The sequence below is a fragment of the Mesorhizobium sp. genome (assembly GCF_004962925.1).
GTDB lineage: Bacteria > Pseudomonadota > Alphaproteobacteria > Rhizobiales > Rhizobiaceae > Mesorhizobium.
Window position 1 is genome coordinate 268 of record NZ_SUEO01000110.1, and the last position, 19,558, is coordinate 19,825.

Genomic DNA, 19,558 nt, shown 5'->3' on the forward strand with positions numbered 1-19,558 from the left:
ACCTGCTATCGAGCGCCGAATCGCTGGTCAAAGTCAGGCCGATCGGTGCCGTCGAAGGCGCCGGGGCACCGGAAACCGTCGCGCGCATGGAGGTAGCGGTCAACCAGGGCGACTACGCCAAGGCACTCAGCGAATACGATACGCTGCCCGAGGCCGTGAAGGCCGCCGGAGCCGATTTTGCCGGCAAACTGAAGGCGCGGATCGAGGTCGAGACGCAGATCGACGCGCTGATATCAGGTGCGATGAAGGCGTGAGGAAAACCCGATGATTCGCATTCTGCTTTTCCTCGCCGTCGTTTTCGCGCTCGGGCTGGGTTTCGCCTGGCTGGCCGATCGCCCTGGCGAGATGGTCGTCACCTTCAGCGGCTATCAGTATCAGGTCAGCCTGATGGTGGCGGCAGTGGCGGTTGTTGCCGTCGTTGCCGCGGTGATGATCGTCTGGTGGCTAATCAAGTCGCTGTGGAACAGCCCCTACACCATCTCGCGCTATTTCCGCGTGCGCCGCCGCGACCGTGGCTATCAGGCGCTGTCGACCGGCATGATTGCCGCCGGCGCCGGTGACGGAGCACTCGCCCGCAAGAAGACCAAGGAAGCGGCAAAGCTGATCCGTTCCGACCAGGAGCCGCTGATCCAGCTGCTCGAGGCGCAAGCCTCGCTGCTCGAAGGCGATCATGAGGGGGCCCGCGAGAAGTTCGAGACCATGCTCGACGATCCAGAAATGCGGCTGCTCGGCCTGCGCGGGCTTTATCTCGAGGCCGAGCGCCTCGGTGATCGCAACGCGGCGCGGCATTATGCCGGCCGCGCCGCGGCGGTGGCGCCGCAACTGGCCTGGGCCGCCGAATCGACGCTGGAGGATCTGACCGGGCGCGGCGACTGGGACGGCGCGCTGAAATTGGTCGAGGCGCAGAAATCGACGCGCCAGATCGAGCGCGACGCCGCCAACCGGCGCCGCGCCGTGCTGCTCACTGCCAAGGCGCAGGCGCTGATCGACAGCGATCCCAATGCCGCCAAAACCGCTGCTATCGAGGCCAATCGGCTGCGGCCGGACTTCGCGCCGGCGGCGGTCGTCGCAGCCAAACTGCTGTTCAGGCAGAACGATGTGCGCAAGGGCGCGAAAATCCTCGAAGCGGCGTGGAAAGCCGAGCCGCATCCGGAGATCGCCGAGCTTTACACCCACGCCCGGCCTGCCGATGCCGTCCTCGACCGTCTGAATCGGGCGAAAAAGCTGCAGGAGATGAAGAAGAACCACGCCGAATCCTCGCTGACGGTGGCGCGCGCCGCGCTCGATGCGCAAGATTACAAGACCGCTCGCCAGGAGGCCGAGGCAGCCATTCGCATGGATCGCCGTGAAGGCGCCTATCTGCTTCTGGCCGACATCGAGGAGGCCGAGACCGGCGATCAGGGCAAGGTGCGGCAGCTTCTGTCCAAGGCGGTGCGTGCACCGCGCGATCCGGCCTGGGTTGCCGACGGCGTCGTCTCCGAGCGCTGGGCGCCGGTGTCGCCGATCACCGGCAGGCTCGACGCCTTCGAATGGCGGGCACCGATGGAGCGGCTCGGCCAGCTAATCGACAGCCATGACGATGCGCCGGATGCCGCGGTGCCAACCATCGCGGCGCCAATCAAGCCGGCAAAAGAAAACCTGATCGAGCTGAATCCCGCTGTTTCGGCCGAAAGACCGGCCACCGCGGCGGCATCGGAGAGTGACGAAGACCAGGTTACGCCGGTCACCGCCACGGCCTTTGCCGCGGTGCCGCCGGATGCCGAAGCTGTCGAACCGGCGGAGGAATTGGCCCGGCTGCCCGACGATCCCGGCGTCGATCCCGATGACGAGGACCATAAATCACCACGCAAGTTTCGATTGTTTTGATTTGGCTTAGCTTGATAGTTTTGCCCGATGGGAAGTAAGAATCACATGTTCGAACGCGTTCTGTCGTTTCTGAAGGACCTGCCGGCAGGTGGCAGCGCGCGCGACAACGCCGATGATCCGCGCGTTGCCGCATCCGCTCTTCTCTACCATGTGATGAGTGCCGACGGCGTGCGTCAGGATGCCGAATGGGAGCGGTTCAAGGCGGTGCTGGCGGAAAGCTATTCGATCAGCGGCGACGAACTCGACGCGCTGGCAGCCGCCGGCGAGCGGGCCGACAACGAGGCGGTCGACCTCTATGCCTTCACCAGCGTGTTGAAGCGCCAGCTCGATGCGGACGCGCGAAAAGCCTTCATCGGCCTGATGTGGGAAATCGTCTATGCCGATGGCGAATTGCACGAACTCGAGGACAATATCGTCTGGAGAGTCGCCGAGCTGATCGGCGTCGAACGCCGCGACCGCGTCGAGGCACGCCGCAAGGCGGCGGCCGAAGCGCCGGGCGCCACCGGAACGTCGAGCGACGAATAGACGGGATCCCCATGCCATCCACGCCGAGGCCGAGACCAAAAATCCTGATCGTGCTGCATCAGGAGAGTTCGAGCCCCGGGCGCGTCGGCCACATGCTTATCGAAGAAGGCTTCGACCTCGATCTCCGCTGCCCGCCGCTCGGCGACGCCTTGCCGGAAACACTGGACGGTCATGCCGGAACCGTGGTGTTCGGCGGACCGATGAGCGCCAATGACGAGGACGACTTCGTCCGCCGCGAGACCGACTGGCTGAAAGTTCCGCTCAGGGAGAACCGGCCGTTGCTCGGCATCTGCCTCGGCGCGCAGATGCTGGTCAACCATCTTGGCGGCAAGGTCGAGGGTCATGGCGAGGGGCTGGTCGAGATCGGCTGGTATCCGCTGAAGGCGACCGAGGATGGCCGGAAGCTGATGCACTGGCCTGACATGGTCTACCAGTTTCACCGCGAAGGCTTTTCGCTGCCGCGGGACGCGACGCTGCTGGCGACGGCCGAAACCTATCCCAACCAGGCCTTTCGCTATGGCGACAATGCCTGGGGCATCCAGTTCCATGGCGAATTGACCCGGGCGATGATGCAGCGCTGGGTCGTTCGCGGCGCGCACCGCTTCGAGTTGCCCGGTGCGCAGCCCGGCCGCGATCACCTAGGTGGCCGGCTGATCTGGGACATGCATCTGAAGCGCTGGCTCGGCGAATTTCTGCAGACGATCTTCGGCAAGCCCGCGCTGTCCTAATCTAGACTAACAGCGGACCCTTTGTGAGACGCGCTCGCTGGTCGCCCTTCGTCATCGTCGTCGTATTGCGCTCAGCTGAGTTCTTGGGCGAGTCCGATGAGAAGCCCTTCAGGCCCGCGGATGTAGCAGAGCCGATACGCGTCTTTATACTGGACTACTTCGCCTACGAGCTGCGCGCCGCGATTGCGGAGTCTTTCAAGCGTCTCGTCAATGTCGTCCACGGCGAACATGACGCGGAGGTAGCCTAGAGCGTTAACCCGGGCGTTGCGGTGATCCGCGACGGCAGGCGGCGTGAGGAAGCGGGATAGCTCGAGCCGGCCGTGGCCGTCCGGCGTGCGCATCATGGCAATCTCGACGCGCTGATCGCCCAGTCCAGTGACACGTCCGGCCCATTCTCCTTCGATCGTGCCCCGCCCTTCGAGCTCAAGGCCGAGCTCGCGAAAGAAATCAATCGTCCCTCCGAGGTCATCGACGACGATTCCTACGTTGTCCATCCGTTTGAGCGCCATGTGTCCAATCTACAAGGTGTCGTCCCAGGTCGTAAACTCATAAAACTGCTTGCCAGGTGAGCATCAGGGCTCTGGAAGGGAGCCTTGTGATGCGTCGCCGGTTTGATCTGACGGATTTTGAGCGGTCGCTAATCGAGCCATTGCCGCCGCAAAGAGCCGAGGCATTTGCGCGGGTCGACGATCGGCGGGTGATCAAAACCCGATACGGCAAACGCGCCGACAATTTCCTTGCCGCCATCAAGCTCTTCGCTACTGGATTAAAAGGTTACGAGTCTACGGCCTAGCGTATGCCGGGGCGCGCGCTTCTGGCGACCATTGCGACGATTGTTTCGAAGAGTTCATCCCGCGCCTGCGCGGCCGTGATTTCTCCGGTCGCGGCAGCATAGGACAGGGCCTCGGCTGCGCCGAGCATCGCCCAGAGGCCCGCTGAAGCGACAGCACCAGTTCCGGCGAATGGGGCAAGCGCAATCCGGCACCTCTCGATGAACGCCGTCTCGCAGTCGCGCTTGATCCTTTCGAGCTCAGGCGAACCGGCCAGCGCAGCGATGACACCGGGTATCTCGCGGCCTTGGAGAAGCACGCAGTCGACATAGGAAGACGCGATAACCGCGGCTCGGCCCGCCAAGGTCGGTTCGCTCGCCTGAAGCGCCGCGTCCATGAGCGCATTCTGACGTGCGTCGAATTCCCGATAGAGCGCCGCCAGCAGCCCGGACCGCGTGCCGAAATGGTCGTAAACGACGGGTTTTGTAACAGCCGACTGCTCTGCCAGCCGTCCGAGCGTCAGGGCTTCCGTTCCTTCTTCCCCGATCAGCCGCCATGCGACGTCCAGAAGTTGCCGATGCCGTTCCTCTCGCGACAGCCGGCGACGCGGTCGCGAATGGGAAGCCTGATCACTCATTTCGGCGCTTGACATGGCTATATACCAAAATTAACTTACTAAAAGTATATAAGCTAGATCCTTCGGCCGCAACCAGTCAGCGGGAGTTTTCGATATGCACGCCCTCATCGTTATCGCGCATCCCGATCCCAGATCGCTCAGCCATAGCGTCGCCAGGCAGGTCGCCGAGGGTGTGTCCCTGTCTGATCCCGGCAATTCCTTCGAAATTGCGGACCTTACGGCGGAAGCTTTCGATCCGAGGTTCACCGCGACTGATCTCGCCGTCCATCGCAGGGAGACGCCGCCTTCGGCCGACGTTGCCGCCGAGCAAGCGAGGATAGATCGCGCCGATGCCCTCGTGCTGGTCTATCCCGTCTACTGGTGGTCGATGCCGGGGCTTCTCAAGGGATGGATCGATCGCGTATTCGCGAACGGTTGGGCTTACGATGAAGGGCCGGACGCCAAACTGGTGAAGAGGCTTCGCCACCTCCGGGTTCATCTGGTTGCCATCGGAGGCGCCAACCTGCGAACTTATGCGCGGCACGGCTATTTCGGAGCCATGAAGACGCAGATCGACCATGGCATCTTCGATTACTGTGGTGCGTCCGTCGTGACGTCCGAGCTGCTGCTCGGCTCGGAGACGCAGGATCCAGCCTCTCATTTCGGCGCCGCGCGCGCCATCGGCGGCAACCTCTTCAAGGCATCCGCGCGAGGCGCGGAGGCAGCATGAGCGCGCAGCGCACCGGCAGCACATGGCACGGTGTTCGCGGCCCCCGTGCCTGGATCAGTGTGCCGCCTGAAGCGAGCCTACGACTCCTGCTGGTTTGACCGAAGCAGGATGTCGTCGACGTCAGACCGGCAGCCCGTTCTGCTTTCGCAGGCTTTTGTCGAATGCGGATGCCGGGACGAAACGGCGCAGGAAACTGACCTGGCGCGCCATTTTTCCCGCTGCATAGCGCCTCCTCGGAACGGAATCGGTCGCTGCTTTCAAGACCGTCCCGGCTACGATTTCGGGAGCATCACCTGTTTCCATCGCTTTGCGCAGGATCACATCCATGCCAGCGCGCGCAGCGTCATAGATTTCAAGCAACTGGTCCGGCCTGGCGAGATTTTCTTCAAATGACGTGCGGGTATAGGCGGGCTCGACCAACACCACGCGAATTCCGAAAGGGCGCAGTTCGTGGTCGAGCGATTCGGAATAGCCCTCGATGGCATGTTTGGTCGACGCATAGAGCGCGGAATAAGGTGCTGGGATTAAACCCAACACAGAACTCAAATTGACGATTCTGCCCTTCCCTTGACGGCGCATTGCCGGCAGGACCGCGTTGGTCACGCGCAGAACGCCGAAGACGTTCACGTCGAACAGCGCCTGAGCCTGGACGGTCGAGGACTCCTCCGCGCCGCCGAGCAGGCCGACGCCGGCATTGTTGACGAGCAGGTCGATACGCCCGGCTTCGGCCAACACGTCATCGACCAGTTTCGCAACGGATGCGTCATCGGTGACGTCGCAGGTCAGCATGGTCACGCCGTCGGATCGTTCGGCGACCGCACGACGGCTGGTTCCGAACACGCGAAAGCCCGCGTTCTGCAGGGCCTTGGCCGTTGCGTGCCCGATGCCGGTGGATGCGCCCGTCACCAGGGCGACGCCTAGATTGGTCTTGTTCATGGTAATCACTTCTTTCTATGTGCTGGATTGCCGGCTGCAGGCGTGCGCAAATGGGATATGGCGCACACCCCGCGATCCGATGAGGCCACTACTCGGCAATGGCCCCGGTTTGCTGGTTGGACACCGACCCCACCTCGGTGACGGTAAGCTTGCCGCCGGAGCGCGAAATCTCGAGGCTTTGCTCGGGTTCGCCCAATTTCCGCGGCACGGCTATCGTAGCCGACTGCCCTTCGGCGAGAGTGGCCGAGAAGCGCAGCGGAACCCCGGTCTCTCCTTCCGCTATCGTTGCGATCACCCGATAGCCGTCATTTTCGTCGGTGTAGTGTAAGACGCCGCGAAAACCGCCGAGATCGATACTCTCCCCGGCCATGGCCGACAGCTCACCGGCATGCAACGGGGACGCGGCCAGGAAGAATGCCGCCACACCACCGATGATGTTGATCATCGCGACGCTCCGTTTGGATGTTGCCGATCTCGGCTGGCCTGCGGCGACATGATGCGCGGATTCTGGTTGGCGGGCGCTAAGGTTGGTCCTGTTCATAGAAGTCATTCCTTTCTTTGTGCTGGATTGCATTTCAAAAAGAATGTTACTATCATTTCGATATCAAGTCACTATCAAAATGATATGAACATGAAAAATCTTTCCAATGCCTTTTGCCCGATCGCCCGCGGCCTCACCTGCGTCGGCGATGCGTGGAGCATGCTGATCCTTCGCGACGCGAGCCTAGGCCTCATGCGCTTCGACGAATTCCGGAAAAGTCTTGGCATCGCCCCCACCATTCTGACCCGGCGGCTTGCGACGCTGACGGAGGAAGGACTTCTAGAAAAGCGGCGCTACTCGGAGCGGCCTCCGCGCGATGAGTACGTGCTGACCGCCGCCGGACGCGATTTCTTGCCGGTGCTCGTCTTACTGGGTGCGTGGGGACGCCAGTATCGTGGCGAAGGCAGGTTGGCGCGATATGTCGACGCAGAGACAGGAGAAGAAATCGAGCCGGTGGCAGTGGATGCCGTCACAGGAGCAAAGATCGGCACCCGCCCGATTCGTGTTGCAACACCCGAATAGTATTCCTTCCCGTATCGATGAGAGATGAGACGTGCCCACGAGAGGCGGTCAGAGACGGGGCGTCAATCACCGGACCCTGCGATGCTCGCTCCGGCCCGTTGGTCCGTCCAACGCCGGAATAGCACGCTGGCATTGACGCCTCCGAAGCCGAAGCCGTTAGAGATCGCGTAGTCCATTGCCATCGGGCGGGCTTGGTTTGCGACGAAGTCGATCCCGTCGCCGGCTGGATCCGGAGCGCTCAAATTGAGGGTTGGCGGCGCCACCTGATCCCTGAGCGCCAGGATTGCGAAGATGGCTCCAAGCCCGCCGGCGGCGCCGAGCAGGTGTCCGGTCGCCGATTTGGTTGCGCTGACAGCTATGGTGGAATCTGCGCCGAAGATTCTTTTGACCGCCGCGATTTCCCCGAGATCACCGACTGGCGTGGAGGTCGCGTGCGCATTGAGATGACGCACCTCACGCGCCGAAATGCCGGCTTGGGCAATAGCGATCTCCATGGCTCGGCGTGCACCGTCGCCGTCCTCGGGACCGGAGGTGACATGATGAGCATCCGCCGTCGTGCCGTAGCCGACGAGCTCGGCAAGCGGTTTCGCACCGCGCGCAAGGGCGTGGCTCAATTCCTCGATGACCAGGATGCCGGCCCCTTCGCCCATGACGAAGCCGTCCCGCGACGTGTCGAAGGGGCGTGAGGCTTGAGCCGGCGCCCAATTGAAGCCGGTGGAAAGAGAGCGTGCGGCAGCAAACCCGCCGAGACTGACGATATTCATGCATGCTTCCGTTCCGCCGCACACGGCGATATCGGCTTCATTGGCGCGGATTAGGCGAGCCGCATCCCCGATCGCCTGAATGCCGGCCGCGCACGCCGTCACCGGCGCGCCGAGTGGCCCCTTGAAGCCATGGCGGATCGAGATGTGGCCCGCCGCGAGGTTCACGAGGAAAGACGGCACCGTAAAAGGCGAGAGACGGCGGACGCCGCGCTGGTCGACCGTGCGCACCGCCTCGGTTATGGCTGGGAACCCGCCGACCCCTGAAGCGATGATCGTTGCTGTGCGCAGGCGATCCGTTTCCAAGGCAGGCTTCCATTTCGCCTGCGCAAGCGCCTCTTCTGCCGCCGCCAGCGCAAAGAGAATGAACCGATCCACCTTGCGCTGATCCTTCGCAGTCAGGATCGCATCGGCATCGAAACCAGCGTCCGGATCTTCTTCCAAGGAGGGAACCACGCCGCCGATCTTCGCCGGCAGATCTCCCACCACATCGTCCGGAAGCCTCCGGATACCCGAGCGACCGGCCAGGAGGCGCGACCAGGACGCTTCGACATTGGCGGCAAGGGGCGTGACCGCTCCCATGCCTGTAACAACAATGCGTCGCATCTGCTCTCCTATCAATTTGGGTACGCCGCCAGCGTTGCCCACGCCGTTCAAGCGGCGACTGCTTCGCGGACCTGATCGGTCGCCGCATCCAGAAAAGCCTGCGCGAGATCGGGGTCGTTGACGACCCGCGAAAGCAGAACCGCGCCGACCATTGTCGAGAGAATGGCCATGGCCTTGCCGCCGGCCTCCTCGCCGTTGGCCTCGCCAACCCAACTGCCGAGCATCTCAAGGTATTCCCTGATCCCGGCCTCGAATGACTCCTTGACCTCGGCGCCCTGCCTGGCGGCATCCGAGCCGAGTGCCACGACCGGGCAGCCGTCCATCTTTTCTCCGCGATGGTCCATACTGAGGTAGAACGCGATCACCGCGCCGAGCGGATCCTCGGGCTTTGCTGCAGTCGCGGCCGACCATCGGTGGGTGGCGCTCTCCATCGCCCGCCTGGACGCCTGCGCCGCCAAGTCCTCCTTTGATGCGAACTGCTTGTAAAAGGCGCCTTGGGTCAGCCCGGCACCCTTCATCAAATCCTTAAGACCGATGCCGTCAAAGCCGCGCTCCCGAAAAAGGCGGCTTGCCACATTGATCACGGTTTTGCGGTTTTCCGCGGCCTGTATGCGACTCACGCGCATCACCAATCTCCTTTTTTAGATTGCATTCGTAATCTATAACCATTATAGAGGACGAACGCAATCTATTTCGAGATGAGGAGATGGGCATGAAAACGAGACCCGCCATTGTGCTGGCGGGCATGGCGGCGAACGTCGTCAAAAATCACCGGACGGGAGCGCCACACGGTGCCCTCGATCGCGCCATCGAATAAGTTTGGAGAGGTCAAATGCTATACAGTTATTTTGTCGAGAAATCGATCCGGCAGAGCTTCGACGACGTCAACAACCATCGCTGGGATGCGGCGGTGAAAGCACTCGTGCCACATGTCCATCACCGCGTCTCCGGCGCCCACGCGCTTGGTGGAGAGCGCTACGACAAAGAAGCCGTGCGCCGCTGGTTTGAGCGCCTCGGCCGCGTCCTGCCTAATCTCCATCTCACGGTCAACCACATCTGGGTGAAGGGTTGGCCGTGGCATACCACCGTATTTGCCCAATGGGACGGCACCGCAACGCTGCTCAACGGCGACGCGTCGTACGTCAACCGTGGTCTCCACGTGTTCACGCTGCGGTGGGGCAGAGTCTATGCACTCGAGGAACTGCAAGATTCACAGGCAGCGGCCCGCGGTCTTGCCGCCCAAGCGGCAGCTGGCCTCGAAGAAGCTGCCGCCGGACAAATTGTAAGTTAGCCAGCGCGATCGCTCAGCCATAGCATCGCCAGGCATGTCGCCGAGAGTGTGTCTCTGCCCGACCCGGCCTCCGAGATTGCGGCGGGCCTGCGCCCGGATCAGTGCCCTCTGGATCAGTTTCGTCCGTTGAGGTGGCGCACCTTGCGTAACTGCGGGAACAGCACCGCCCACAGCCCGGCGATGACGACTGCGCCGACGCCACCGATCACCACCGCGGGCACGGTGCCGATCAACGCCGCCATGGTGCCTGCGCGGAATTCGCCGAGCTCGTTGGAGGCGCCGACGAAAACCTGATTGACGGCGTTGACGCGGCCGCGAACCTTGTCCGGCGTCCACAGCTGGATCAGCGTCTCCCTGATGTAGACGCTGAACATATCGGTGGCGCCGAGCAGGGCCAGTGCTGCGATCGATAGCCAGGTGATGGTGGAGAGGCCGAACACCACGGTAAAGGTGCCGAACAGCGCGACGAAGCCGAGCATGACCAGGCCGGCGTGGTTGCGGATCGGATGTCCGGCCAGCCAGATGGCAACGCAGATGGCGCCGATACCTGGTGCCGAGCGTAACAGTCCCAGGCCCCACGGGCCGAGTTCGAGAATGTCGCGCGCGTAGACCGGCAGCAGTGCCGTGGCGCCGGACAAGAGCACGGCGAACAGGTCGAGCGAAATGGCGCCGAGCACGATCTTCTCGCTCCAGATATAGCCGAAGCCGGCAAACAGGGTCTGCATCGTCGGCTTGTCGGTCTCGCTGCGCTGGGCAGGCTTCGGGATGGTGAAGATCAGCACCGCGGCGACAAGCATCAGAACGGCAGCGGTGCCGTATGCCGCTTCCGCCGAAAGCCCGTAAAGCAGGCCGCCGGCGACGGGTCCGATAATGGTTGCCGTCTGCCAGGCTGACGAATTCCAGGCGATTGCGTTGCCGAAATCCTCTGGTGGCACGAGATTGGCGAACAGCGACGCTGCGGCCGGTCCGAAGAACGCGCGCGCGATGCCGAACATGGCGAGCACGCCGAAGATCAAGCCCGGTCCGCTAAGACCACGCAGCGTCAGCAGCAGCAGAGCCAGCGCGCAGATCGCCTCCAGCAGGACCGTCAGCGCCATGATCAGACGGCGTCCGAAACGGTCGGCGACCACCCCGGTGACCAGCACCAACAGCAGCGAAGGCAGGAACTGGACAATGCCGACAAGACCGAGATCGAACGGATCACGGGTCAGGTCGTACACCTGCCAGCCGACGGCGACGGATACGATCTGGGTGGCGAATGTGGAGAGGAAGCGTGCCGCCCAATAACTCAGGAATGGTTTGTGGCGGAAGGCGGCATAACGCTGGTCGGGCGATGGATGCAGTTCGGATGTCATGGATAGGCCCGTGGCAAAGACCTTAGAGCGCCGTACGTCCAATTGGACGTACAAGTACGCTCTAACACTTTCAAACTTCGCATCGTGCTTTCCGAAAATCGAAACCGATTCTCGGGCCGATGCGATGCCGGCGGGGCACTTCCGCGATGGGCGCTGGTCCGGCCAAGAAGTCTTTAACGCAGTTCGGCCCAGAGCGCGTGCAAAAACCTGTCCTGGATCAAAACAATTTGGCGCCCCGCCGTGGCGTTACCGCTGGACGGAGCGACCAGAACTGATGTCCGTCCTGCTAGACGGTGGCCTTGGGCTTCCTGGTCTTCTTGACGGGCGCCGGTGGGGCGGCCTTGCGGCCGAGGCCGATTGCCTTCGCCAGTTGCGAGCGCGAGGCCGCGTAGGTGGGGGCTACCATCGGATAGTCGGCCGGCAAGCCCCATTTGGCGCGATAGGCGTCCGGCGTCAGCCCGAAATGAACGCCGATATGGCGCTTCAGGGATTTGAACTTCTTCCCGTCTTCGAGGCAGATGATGTAGTCCGGCGTCACCGATTTCTTGGGATTGACCGCGGGGATCAGCGGTGCTGCCACCGGAACGGCGGGTTGTCCGAGTCCACCTATCGACGCGCTGACGCTCGCGATGAGATCGCCGAGGCCGGAAGCGGGCAAGCGGTTCTTCTCGACGTAGGCGGACACGATGTGAGCGGTCAGCTCGAGAAGGTCGATGTCCTTGCGGGCCTTGTTGCTGTCGTCGGTCAATCTATTTTCTCCGTCCGTGGGGGTCACAGAGTTCCTAGTCGGCAAATCTGCGTAACGCAATGACGCCGGGCCACGTCGCACATTATTTTGAATAACAATACTAACGGCGGGGTCGGATCAACAGGTCTGACCCCAAACCGACATAATATCAGACAATCAGGGATTTGTCGCGCCACAGTCGAAACCCACCTTCGAAGGCGCGTGTGTTGTCGCCGCGCCTGCAACCGGCAGGCAATTCGTCGAGTTCGTCGACATTGCCGCCGCCGATGACCACATAGTCAGGCTGCATGGCGGCGCGAAGCCGCTCGATGACGTCGAACACGTGTTTGCGCCATTTTTTGTTGCCGCGCTTCTTCAGGCCGCGTTCGCCGACATAGTCCTCGAAACTGCGGCCCTTCTTGTAAGGAAGATGCGCGAGCTCCATCGGCTGGGCGACATTGTCGACGATCATCGCAGCACCCAGGCCCGTTCCCAGACCCAGGAACAGCATGCGCCCGCCCTCGTAGCTGCCGACGGCCTGCATCAGCGCGTCGTTGATCACCTTAACCGGCTTGCCGAACTGTGCGGCAAAGTCGAATCCGACCCAGCCCTTGCCGAGATTGACCGGGTCGGCCAGCGGCCTGTTGTGATGCACCGGACCCGGATAACCCATCGAGACGACATCAAAGGGCAAGCCATCGGCGAGCGTCTGCACGGCCGCGATCATCTGTTGCGGCGTCAGCCCCGGCCCGGAATCGGCCTTGCGCTCTTCGCCGCCGGCGCTGGTAAGGATCTTGACATGGGAGCCGCCAATATCGATCGCAAGCACGATCTTTTCGCTGTCCCGTGCCGGCTTTTTCGCCACTTTGGCCATTGCGTCGCCTCTCCAATTCATTTCGCCGGATTGATCCAGCCGTTCGGCGGTCCAAACCCTGCCATCGCATCGGCAGGACCCCATGTCCCCGGCTCATAGAGCTGAGGTGGCGTGGTGTCGCCAAGCACCGGGCCGACGATCCGCCAGGCGAGTTCGCTGGCGTCTTGGCGGGTGAACAACTGGCCGTTGCCGTTCATGGCATCACCGATCAGCCGCTCATAGGGCGGCATGTCGCCCTTGCTGTCGTCCAGCGCCGTCAGTTCGACCTGCTCGCCGATCATGTCGTCACCGGCGGCCTTGCGCTGGGCGCCAATCGAGATCGCCACTTGCGGATCGATGCGGAAGCGCACGTGGTTGGCGTCGTCGGGCTTGATCGGGTCGAAGACATTAAGAGGCGGACGCTTCAAGCGGACAATGACCTCGGTGGCGTGCACCGGCATCGATTTGCCGGCGCGGATGAAGAAGGGAACGTCCTGCCAGCGCCATGTGTCGACGAAGAAACGCACTGCCGCGAAGGTCTCGACCGGCGAATTCGGCGCCACGCCGGGTTCCTGAAGATAGCCTTTGAACTGGCCGCGCACGACATCGTCTTTGGTCAGTGTCCGGATTGCCCGCAGAACCTGCACCTTCTCGTCGATCAGATCGTCGGCCGAGCGGCCGACGGGCGGTTCCATGGCGAGCAGCAACAGGATGTTGAGCAAATGGTTCTCGATGACGTCGCGGATGCAGCCGACCTCGTCATAGAAGCGGCCGCGGCCCTCGACGCCGAAATCCTCAGCCATGGTGATTTGCACGCTCTCGACGAAATTGCGGTTCCAGATTGGCTCGAGAAAGGAATTGGCGAAGCGGAAATAGAGCAGGTTCTGGATCGCCTCCTTGCCGAGATAGTGGTCGATGCGGAAGATCGACTGCTCGTCGAACACCAGGTGCAGGACCCGGTTCAGCCAGCGCGCCGACTGCAGATCGTGACCGAAGGGCTTTTCCACCATCAGGCGCGCTCCCTGGGCCGCGCTCGACTGCTCCAGCCCCTGGATGACCGTCTCGAACATAGTAGGCGGCACCGCCAGATAGTGCAGCGGATGCTGCGCGGTCCCCAGCACGCTTTTCAGCTTCTCGAATGTCGCGGCGCTACGGTAGTCGCCGCTGACATAGCGAAGCAGCGAGGCGAGTTTCGCGAAGATTTTTTCGTCTACCTTGCCGATGGCCTTGACGATGCCGTCGTGGGCGCGCGCCTGCAACTGCTTCACGTCCCAGTCGTCGAAAGCGACGCCGATCACCGGCTCGGTAAGCGTTCCCTTTGCGACCATGGCGTAAAGTGCGGGGAAGATCTTCTTGTGGGCGAGATCGCCGGTCGCCCCGAAAAGCACCAGCGTGTCGGATCGTTCCTGGCTCATGAGCGTGTCTTCCCCGTCACGAGCCGGTCTTCGGCTTTTCGACATGGCCGCCGAAAGCGTAGCGCATGGCGGACAGCAGCTTGTCGGCGAATTCGGATTCGCCTTGCGAGGAGAAGCGGTCAAACAGGGCTGAGGACAGAACCGGCGCAGGCACGCCGGTGTCGATGGCCGCCTTCAGCGTCCAGCGGCCTTCGCCGGAATCCGAGACCCTTCCGCCAAACTGCGTCAGGGCGGAGTCGGCCTTCAACGCGCCTGCCGTCAGGTCGAGCAGCCAGGAGCCGATGACGCTGCCATGCCGCCAGACCTCGGCTACCTCGGCAACGTCGATGTCGAACTGGTAGTATTGTGGGTTTTCGAGTGGGCTGGTTTCGGCATCGGCCGTCCGCTGCCGCTTGCCTGCATTTGCCGACTTCAAAATGTTCATGCCCTCGGCGTAGGCGGCCATGACGCCGTATTCGATACCGTTGTGGACCATCTTGACGAAATGGCCGGCGCCGCTCGGTCCGCAGTGGAGATAGCCGAAGGGGGCGGTTCCTGCACCCTTGCCAGGGGCAGGCACCCCGGCATCGGCGCCGGGCGCCAGGGTCGCGAAGACCGGGTCGAGATGCTGGACCGCGCTGTCGGGGCCGCCGATCATCAGGCAATAGCCGCGCTCGAGGCCCCAGACGCCGCCGCTGGTGCCGACATCGACGTAGCTCAGGCCCTTGGAGGCGAGACGCGCCGCCTGGTCGACGGCGTCGTGGTAATAGGAATTGCCGCCGTCGATGATGATGTCGCCCGGCTCCATCAATGCGGCCACCTGGTCGACGATCCGGCCGGTGATCGCCGCCGGCAGCATCAGCCACGCGCTGCGCGGCTTGGTCAGCTTGCCGACGAACTCCTCCATCGAAGCCGCCCCGATCGCTCCAGCTGTCACAAGGGCTGCAACGCTGGCCGGGTTGATGTCGTAGACGACGCATTCGTGACCATCGCGCAGCAGGCGCCGCACCATGTTGGCGCCCATCCTGCCCAGTCCCATCATTCCGATCTGCATGTTTCTCGTCCTGATTCTTGAGGGATAGAAGACCTATTGGTTCTATTGTTGGAGCATGATCTTTTCCGAAAACCGGTTTCCACTTTTCGCTAACGCGGACCTTCGGTTCGGGATCATGCTCTAGTCCAGCTTGTCGATACCGATGGAAAAGTCGACATTCTCCCAACGGCCGGCATCGGACCAGAAAAAAGTAAAGACGATCGTATTGCCCGGCGGAACATCGGCAACGGGCAGGTCCGCGAGATGGATGCCGAAGGCATTCTCGGTCGTGTCGGCGTCATGGGCGATCGCCCAACCGTCGCTGCTCCAGTGAATCACCGCTCGCGTCAGCAGTTCGATGCGCAGCATCTTGCCGGCGGGCATGGTGCGGATCTTGTTGTTGAAGCGCCATGTCCGGCGCGGCGACAAGGTCCTGCCCTCGATGTAGCGCTTCACGCCTTGCGGCGGCATGTCGAAGACGGCGCCGTCACTGAGCGAACGCAGCAGCTTGACATGCTCCGAATGCGCCCAGACCAGCGGCATGGCGCTGCCCGATGGTCGGCCGTGCCACAATTCCCTTTCCGGCATGTCGGGACCGTCCCAGACCTGCTCCGGCAGCAGGCCGCCAGGCCCGGCCGAGCGCTCGAACGTCTTCAGCAGGGCCGCCGCGTTGTCCTTGCGCCCCGCCGCCAGTTCGTAATGGGCGCGCTCGCCGACCAGCAGGGGCCAGGGTCGACCCTGGCCGGTTCCATCGAAGGGCGCACCGTCGGCGTGTTCGCCATAGCCGTCGCCGGTATAACGATACCAGACAGGCCCCTGCGGCAGGTCGCAGCGCAGCCGCGCATCGATAACCTTGACCGTGTCGACGATGCGCGGGTCATCGGCAGCTCTGAGGCCGAAACGGACGAGGGCCAGCGCATCCGGGCTGACGATCGCCTCAGCCGGCCGGTCGCTATCGCCGGGCGGACGGTTCTTGATCGGGACATAGCCGTCCTTCGGCGACGCCGCACCGGCGGTGTCGGGCGGCGCGATGCGGACGTAATAGCCTTTGACGCCGACCTCTTCGCAGAGTGAAGTGCCGGTGACATAGGTCCAGCGCTCGATCTGGTCGTTCCAGGCATCGGCGGTTTCACGCAGATAATTTGCCGGCTCTGCTTTGCCGCAAACGTCGAACATGTCAGCCGCGGCAAGCAGCGCTGCGATCTCGACGGCGAGCGTGAACGGGCTGTAGCCGGCATCCTCTTCCCAGCGGTCCTCGCCGGTGACGGGACCATTGCGCACGACATAGGAAGCGCCGCGCTCGATCATCGGCATGAAGGCGAGCAGCTCGTCGCGCGGCAGGTGCCCAGCGCGGCGCAGCGCGTCGGCGAGCAGCAGCGGAAAGGCGCATTCGTCCATCTGGATGCCGGGCCAATAGGCAGTGCCGTCGAGCCAGGCGTTCTGCGGCCAATGACCGTCCGGCTGCTGGATGGAGCGGAGATAGGCGAGAATCTCAAGCGCTACCGCCGGATCGCCGGCGGCCAGGAAGCCGCCCGCGGTTTCGACCAGATCGCGCGGCCAGACCAGGTGATAGCCGCCAAGGTCGTCATCGCCCATGCTGAAGCCCCATGGGATCGACAGGCTGGCGACGGCTGCACCGGATTTTCCGGACGACCGGTGCGTCGCCAGAACCGCCGTGCTGACGCGATAGGTGTTGAGCCCGGGCGCTGTACGCCGGTCCAGCGGCAGCAGGCCTGCCTGCCACTTGCGCCATTTCTGGACATAGGATTTGGCTGCGGGCTCAAAGCCTCGCTTCAGACTGGCGGAAGCATTTTCCGCAGCCTCTTTCGGTGTCGTTCCGAAACCCAGCGCCAGCAAAGCCTTCGGGTTCGCGGCCGAAAAGCCGATCTCCCCGGTCAACGCCACATTGCTGTTTTCGGCCCTGCGGCAGGCCGGGTCGAGCCGGCCGTTATAATGGAGTTGCTGCCAGCCGTCGGAGGCGCCGACATAGCCAGCCGAGCAGGCCCCCCAAGGCAGCGACGAGGCGAGCGCCAGACAAACACCACGCCCCGATGCAAACAGGACAGGCTTTCCCTCGTAGTCGTCGACCCAGGCGGTGTTGCCCATGCCGGCGTTGACCAGATGCGGCGCCAGAAGTGCATAGACGCGGTGATCGGCAACCGTGCCTCTTAGCAGGGTGAAGCTGATTTCCTGCAGCAAAACGGGACGTTCCGGATCCGTAATGATCCGCTTTTCGATCCGGTAGGTGCCATCGGCGGCGGTGTTGACCAGCCTGTGGGCGGGCACGCCGTCCTCGAACGGTTGGACGCTGTGTTCGGCATCGCGTTTCTCTTCCGAGAAATAGCCGCCCGGCCCGGTGACGACCAACCCCATGTCGCGCGTGCAGGCGCTGTCGAGGCTGGGATAATAGATCTCGTTGAGGATGCCGTGGCTGATCGTGAACCAAATAGGGCAGGCCGGCGAAAGCGCGGTGCCGACGCCGCTCTTGGCGCTCGAGGTCCAGCGCGCCGGAATTCCGGGTGCGCCCGGCGCAACAGTCGGCGTCACTGCCATTCGATTTCGGCCTCCAGACCCTTCCCTAGCCCATGACCCAAAGGCTTTTCAATCATTGCACCGCAAGTTGATCGCCAACTCTGCGCGGATTGCAGTTGACAGCTTGCGAGCCATCTGCATTTGTCTGACAATAGATAAAAAACAGGGACGCGAATTTTAACAACCATCAGCAGTCAACAAAGATCAGCAACTCAGGGAGGAGTATGACATGAAGAAAATGCTCGTTTTGGGGGCATTCGCGGCGATGCTCGCGTCAGGCACCGCACTGGCCGATACCAGCGACAAAAAGATCGCCTTCTCCAACAATTATGCCGGCAATTCGTGGCGCCAAGCGATGCTCGACAGCTACGGCATCGTCACCAAGAAGGCGGTCGAAGACAAGGTGGTCGCCGCTGCGGACATCTTCACGACGGCCGACAAGGAAGTGCCGACCCAGGCGGCCCAGGTCCAGAACCTGATCCTGCAAGGCTATGACGCGATCGTCATCAACGCCGCTTCACCGGATGCGCTCAACGGCGCCATCAAACAGGCCTGCGACGCCGGCATCGTCGTCGTTTCCTTCGATGGCATCGTCACCGAGCCCTGCGCCTACCGTGTAGTCGTCGACTTCAAGGACATGGGCAAGCAGGAAGTCGAGCAGATGGCCAAGTTCCAGCCCAAGGGCGGCAATCTGCTGGAAATCCGCGGCCTTGCCGGCACGTCGATCGATGACGCCATCCATGCCGGAATTCTGGAAGGCGTCGCCGCTCATCCCGAGTTCAAGATCGTCGGTTCGGTGACCGGTGACTGGGATCAGACCACAGCACAGAAAGCGGTCGCGACGATCCTGCCGTCGTTGCCGGAAATCGTCGGCGTCGTCGATCAGGGCGGCGACGGCTATGGCGCGGCACAAGCGTTCGCCGCCGCCGGCAAGCCGCGCCCGACCATCATCATGGGCAATCGTCAGGACGAGCTGCAATGGTGGAAGGAACAAAAGGACAAGGACAGCTACCAGACCTGGTCGGCGTCCATCGCACCGGGCGTATCGTCGCTGGCCTTCTGGGTGGCGCAGCAGGTGCTCGACGGCCGCACCGACATCCCGCATGATCTCTTGGTGCCATACCTCGCGTTCACCCAGGATGATTTCGAGGCTGCGCTGCCGAAAATCCCCAAGGGCGGCGTCGCGAGCCACGAATACACGCAGGAAGACGCCATCGCGGCGATCAAAGCCAACATCAAGTGAGCATGGCACAAACATTGGCCCCAGCATCGCTAACCGGATATAGCTAGGGATGCCCGAGGCCGGTGCAGACATCATCAGGCTGGACGGCGCCGAAAAACATTTCGGCGCCGTGCGTGCGCTCGCCGGCGTCGATTTCCATGTTGGTGCCGGTGAATGCGTCGGGCTCGTCGGCCACAATGGCGCGGGCAAGTCGACGCTCATGCATATGGTGGCCGGCACGCTTATGCCCGACAGCGGTCGGATCGCGGTGCGCGGCCGCGTCGAAGACAATTATTCGGTGCCGCGCGCGCAGCAGCTCGGCATACGCTGCGTGTTCCAGGAACTCTCGCTCTGCCCGAACCTCAGCGTTGCCGAGAACACGCGTATCAACCACCCGGCATTGCGCGGCCTTAGTTGGCGACGCAAGGCGGCCGATCTCATCGCCACCAAGCTCGACGAGATATTTCCGGGCCACAGCATCTCCGCCTCCGACATCGCCGGCGACCTTTCCATCGGCAGGCGGCAGATGGTCGAGGTGGCGCGTGCCTTC

At 62.8% G+C, this 19,558-nt stretch carries 21 protein-coding genes and 1 pseudogene; 10 read left to right on the plus strand and 12 right to left on the minus strand.

Annotation, left to right across the window (positions count from 1 at the left end; genetic code table 11):
• From E5W87_RS20720 to E5W87_RS20735, 4 genes are all read left to right on the plus strand, one after another.
• Window positions 1-254 (plus strand): COG4223 family protein (locus E5W87_RS20720; RefSeq protein ID WP_367118847.1); only part of this gene is annotated, 254 nt, incomplete at its 5' end.
• A 10-nt stretch (window positions 255-264) separates the two neighbouring features.
• Complete coding sequence (locus E5W87_RS20725; protein ID WP_292401553.1) at window positions 265-1,866, plus strand: heme biosynthesis protein HemY; 1,602 nt, start codon at window positions 265-267, stop codon at window positions 1,864-1,866.
• A 45-nt stretch (window positions 1,867-1,911) separates the two neighbouring features.
• Entirely contained in the window at window positions 1,912-2,391 is a 480-nt protein-coding gene (locus tag E5W87_RS20730; RefSeq protein WP_292401556.1) for a TerB family tellurite resistance protein, read from the plus strand.
• Between the two features lie 11 nt (window positions 2,392-2,402).
• Entirely contained in the window at window positions 2,403-3,119 is a 717-nt protein-coding gene (locus E5W87_RS20735; protein ID WP_126104377.1) for a glutamine amidotransferase, read from the plus strand.
• A 71-nt stretch (window positions 3,120-3,190) separates the two neighbouring features.
• On the opposite strand, the gene E5W87_RS20740 is transcribed toward E5W87_RS20735, so the two are convergent.
• A complete protein-coding gene (locus E5W87_RS20740; RefSeq protein WP_292401561.1) occupies window positions 3,191-3,628 on the minus strand; it encodes a VOC family protein in 438 nt (145 codons plus the stop codon).
• 86 nt (window positions 3,629-3,714) lie between these two features.
• Here E5W87_RS20740 and E5W87_RS20745 point away from each other — a divergent pair.
• Window positions 3,715-3,822, plus strand: a pseudogene (locus tag E5W87_RS20745) (IS5/IS1182 family transposase); the annotation flags it as partial.
• A gap of 86 nt (window positions 3,823-3,908) precedes the next feature.
• Here the strand turns inward: E5W87_RS20745 and E5W87_RS20750 are convergent.
• Complete coding sequence (locus tag E5W87_RS20750) at window positions 3,909-4,541, minus strand: TetR/AcrR family transcriptional regulator (protein WP_292401564.1); 633 nt, start codon at window positions 4,539-4,541, stop codon at window positions 3,909-3,911.
• A 79-nt stretch (window positions 4,542-4,620) separates the two neighbouring features.
• Here E5W87_RS20750 and E5W87_RS20755 point away from each other — a divergent pair, with 79 nt between their 5' ends.
• On the plus strand, window positions 4,621-5,235 hold the full coding sequence (locus E5W87_RS20755; RefSeq protein WP_292401567.1) for an NAD(P)H-dependent oxidoreductase: 615 nt from the start codon (window positions 4,621-4,623) through the stop codon (window positions 5,233-5,235).
• Window positions 5,236-5,355: 120 nt separating this feature from the next.
• Here E5W87_RS20755 and E5W87_RS20760 read toward each other — a convergent pair whose 3' ends face one another.
• Both E5W87_RS20760 and E5W87_RS20765 read right to left on the minus strand, forming a co-directional pair.
• Entirely contained in the window at window positions 5,356-6,171 is an 816-nt protein-coding gene (locus E5W87_RS20760) for an oxidoreductase (RefSeq protein WP_292401570.1), read from the minus strand.
• Window positions 6,172-6,259: 88 nt separating this feature from the next.
• The gene (locus E5W87_RS20765) at window positions 6,260-6,616 is read right to left on the minus strand and encodes a hypothetical protein (RefSeq protein ID WP_292401574.1); all 357 of its coding nucleotides are present in this window, start codon (window positions 6,614-6,616) and stop codon (window positions 6,260-6,262) included.
• Window positions 6,617-6,802: 186 nt separating this feature from the next.
• On the opposite strand from E5W87_RS20765, the gene E5W87_RS20770 reads away from it, so the two are divergent.
• On the plus strand, window positions 6,803-7,234 hold the full coding sequence (locus E5W87_RS20770; RefSeq protein ID WP_292401577.1) for a helix-turn-helix domain-containing protein: 432 nt from the start codon (window positions 6,803-6,805) through the stop codon (window positions 7,232-7,234).
• Window positions 7,235-7,296: 62 nt separating this feature from the next.
• Here the strand turns inward: E5W87_RS20770 and fabF are convergent, their stop codons facing one another.
• Window positions 7,297-8,601, minus strand: a complete 1,305-nt coding sequence (gene fabF / locus E5W87_RS20775; RefSeq protein ID WP_292401579.1) for a beta-ketoacyl-ACP synthase II — start codon at window positions 8,599-8,601, stop codon at window positions 7,297-7,299.
• Between the two features lie 47 nt (window positions 8,602-8,648).
• On the minus strand, window positions 8,649-9,227 hold the full coding sequence (locus tag E5W87_RS20780; RefSeq protein WP_292401582.1) for a TetR/AcrR family transcriptional regulator: 579 nt from the start codon (window positions 9,225-9,227) through the stop codon (window positions 8,649-8,651).
• A 206-nt stretch (window positions 9,228-9,433) separates the two neighbouring features.
• Here E5W87_RS20780 and E5W87_RS20785 point away from each other — a divergent pair, with 206 nt between their 5' ends.
• A complete protein-coding gene (locus E5W87_RS20785) occupies window positions 9,434-9,892 on the plus strand; it encodes a nuclear transport factor 2 family protein (RefSeq protein ID WP_292401585.1) in 459 nt (152 codons plus the stop codon).
• A gap of 113 nt (window positions 9,893-10,005) precedes the next feature.
• Here E5W87_RS20785 and E5W87_RS20790 read toward each other — a convergent pair whose 3' ends face one another.
• The 6 genes from E5W87_RS20790 to E5W87_RS20815 form a co-directional block, all read right to left on the minus strand.
• Entirely contained in the window at window positions 10,006-11,247 is a 1,242-nt protein-coding gene (locus E5W87_RS20790; protein WP_292401588.1) for an MFS transporter, read from the minus strand.
• A 286-nt stretch (window positions 11,248-11,533) separates the two neighbouring features.
• Window positions 11,534-11,995, minus strand: coding sequence for a MucR family transcriptional regulator (locus E5W87_RS20795; protein ID WP_023800548.1), 462 nt, complete (start codon window positions 11,993-11,995; stop codon window positions 11,534-11,536).
• 148 nt (window positions 11,996-12,143) lie between these two features.
• Window positions 12,144-12,848: an ROK family protein gene (locus tag E5W87_RS20800; protein WP_292401591.1), complete on the minus strand. Its 705-nt coding sequence runs from the start codon at window positions 12,846-12,848 to the stop codon at window positions 12,144-12,146.
• A 17-nt stretch (window positions 12,849-12,865) separates the two neighbouring features.
• Window positions 12,866-14,242, minus strand: a complete 1,377-nt coding sequence (gene zwf, locus E5W87_RS20805) for a glucose-6-phosphate dehydrogenase (protein ID WP_292401594.1) — start codon at window positions 14,240-14,242, stop codon at window positions 12,866-12,868.
• A 16-nt stretch (window positions 14,243-14,258) separates the two neighbouring features.
• On the minus strand, window positions 14,259-15,275 hold the full coding sequence (gene gnd, locus E5W87_RS20810; protein WP_292401597.1) for a phosphogluconate dehydrogenase (NAD(+)-dependent, decarboxylating): 1,017 nt from the start codon (window positions 15,273-15,275) through the stop codon (window positions 14,259-14,261).
• Window positions 15,276-15,395: 120 nt separating this feature from the next.
• Window positions 15,396-17,807 (minus strand): glucan 1,4-alpha-glucosidase, encoded by a 2,412-nt coding sequence (locus E5W87_RS20815; protein WP_292401600.1) that lies wholly within the window; start codon window positions 17,805-17,807, stop codon window positions 15,396-15,398.
• Between the two features lie 208 nt (window positions 17,808-18,015).
• Here E5W87_RS20815 and E5W87_RS20820 point away from each other — a divergent pair, with 208 nt between their 5' ends.
• Both E5W87_RS20820 and E5W87_RS20825 read left to right on the plus strand, forming a co-directional pair.
• Window positions 18,016-19,029 (plus strand): ABC transporter substrate-binding protein, encoded by a 1,014-nt coding sequence (locus tag E5W87_RS20820; RefSeq protein ID WP_292401604.1) that lies wholly within the window; start codon window positions 18,016-18,018, stop codon window positions 19,027-19,029.
• Between the two features lie 49 nt (window positions 19,030-19,078).
• Window positions 19,079-19,558, plus strand: a 480-nt coding sequence (locus E5W87_RS20825; RefSeq protein WP_292401607.1) for an ATP-binding cassette domain-containing protein, incomplete at its 3' end; no start/stop codon positions are given.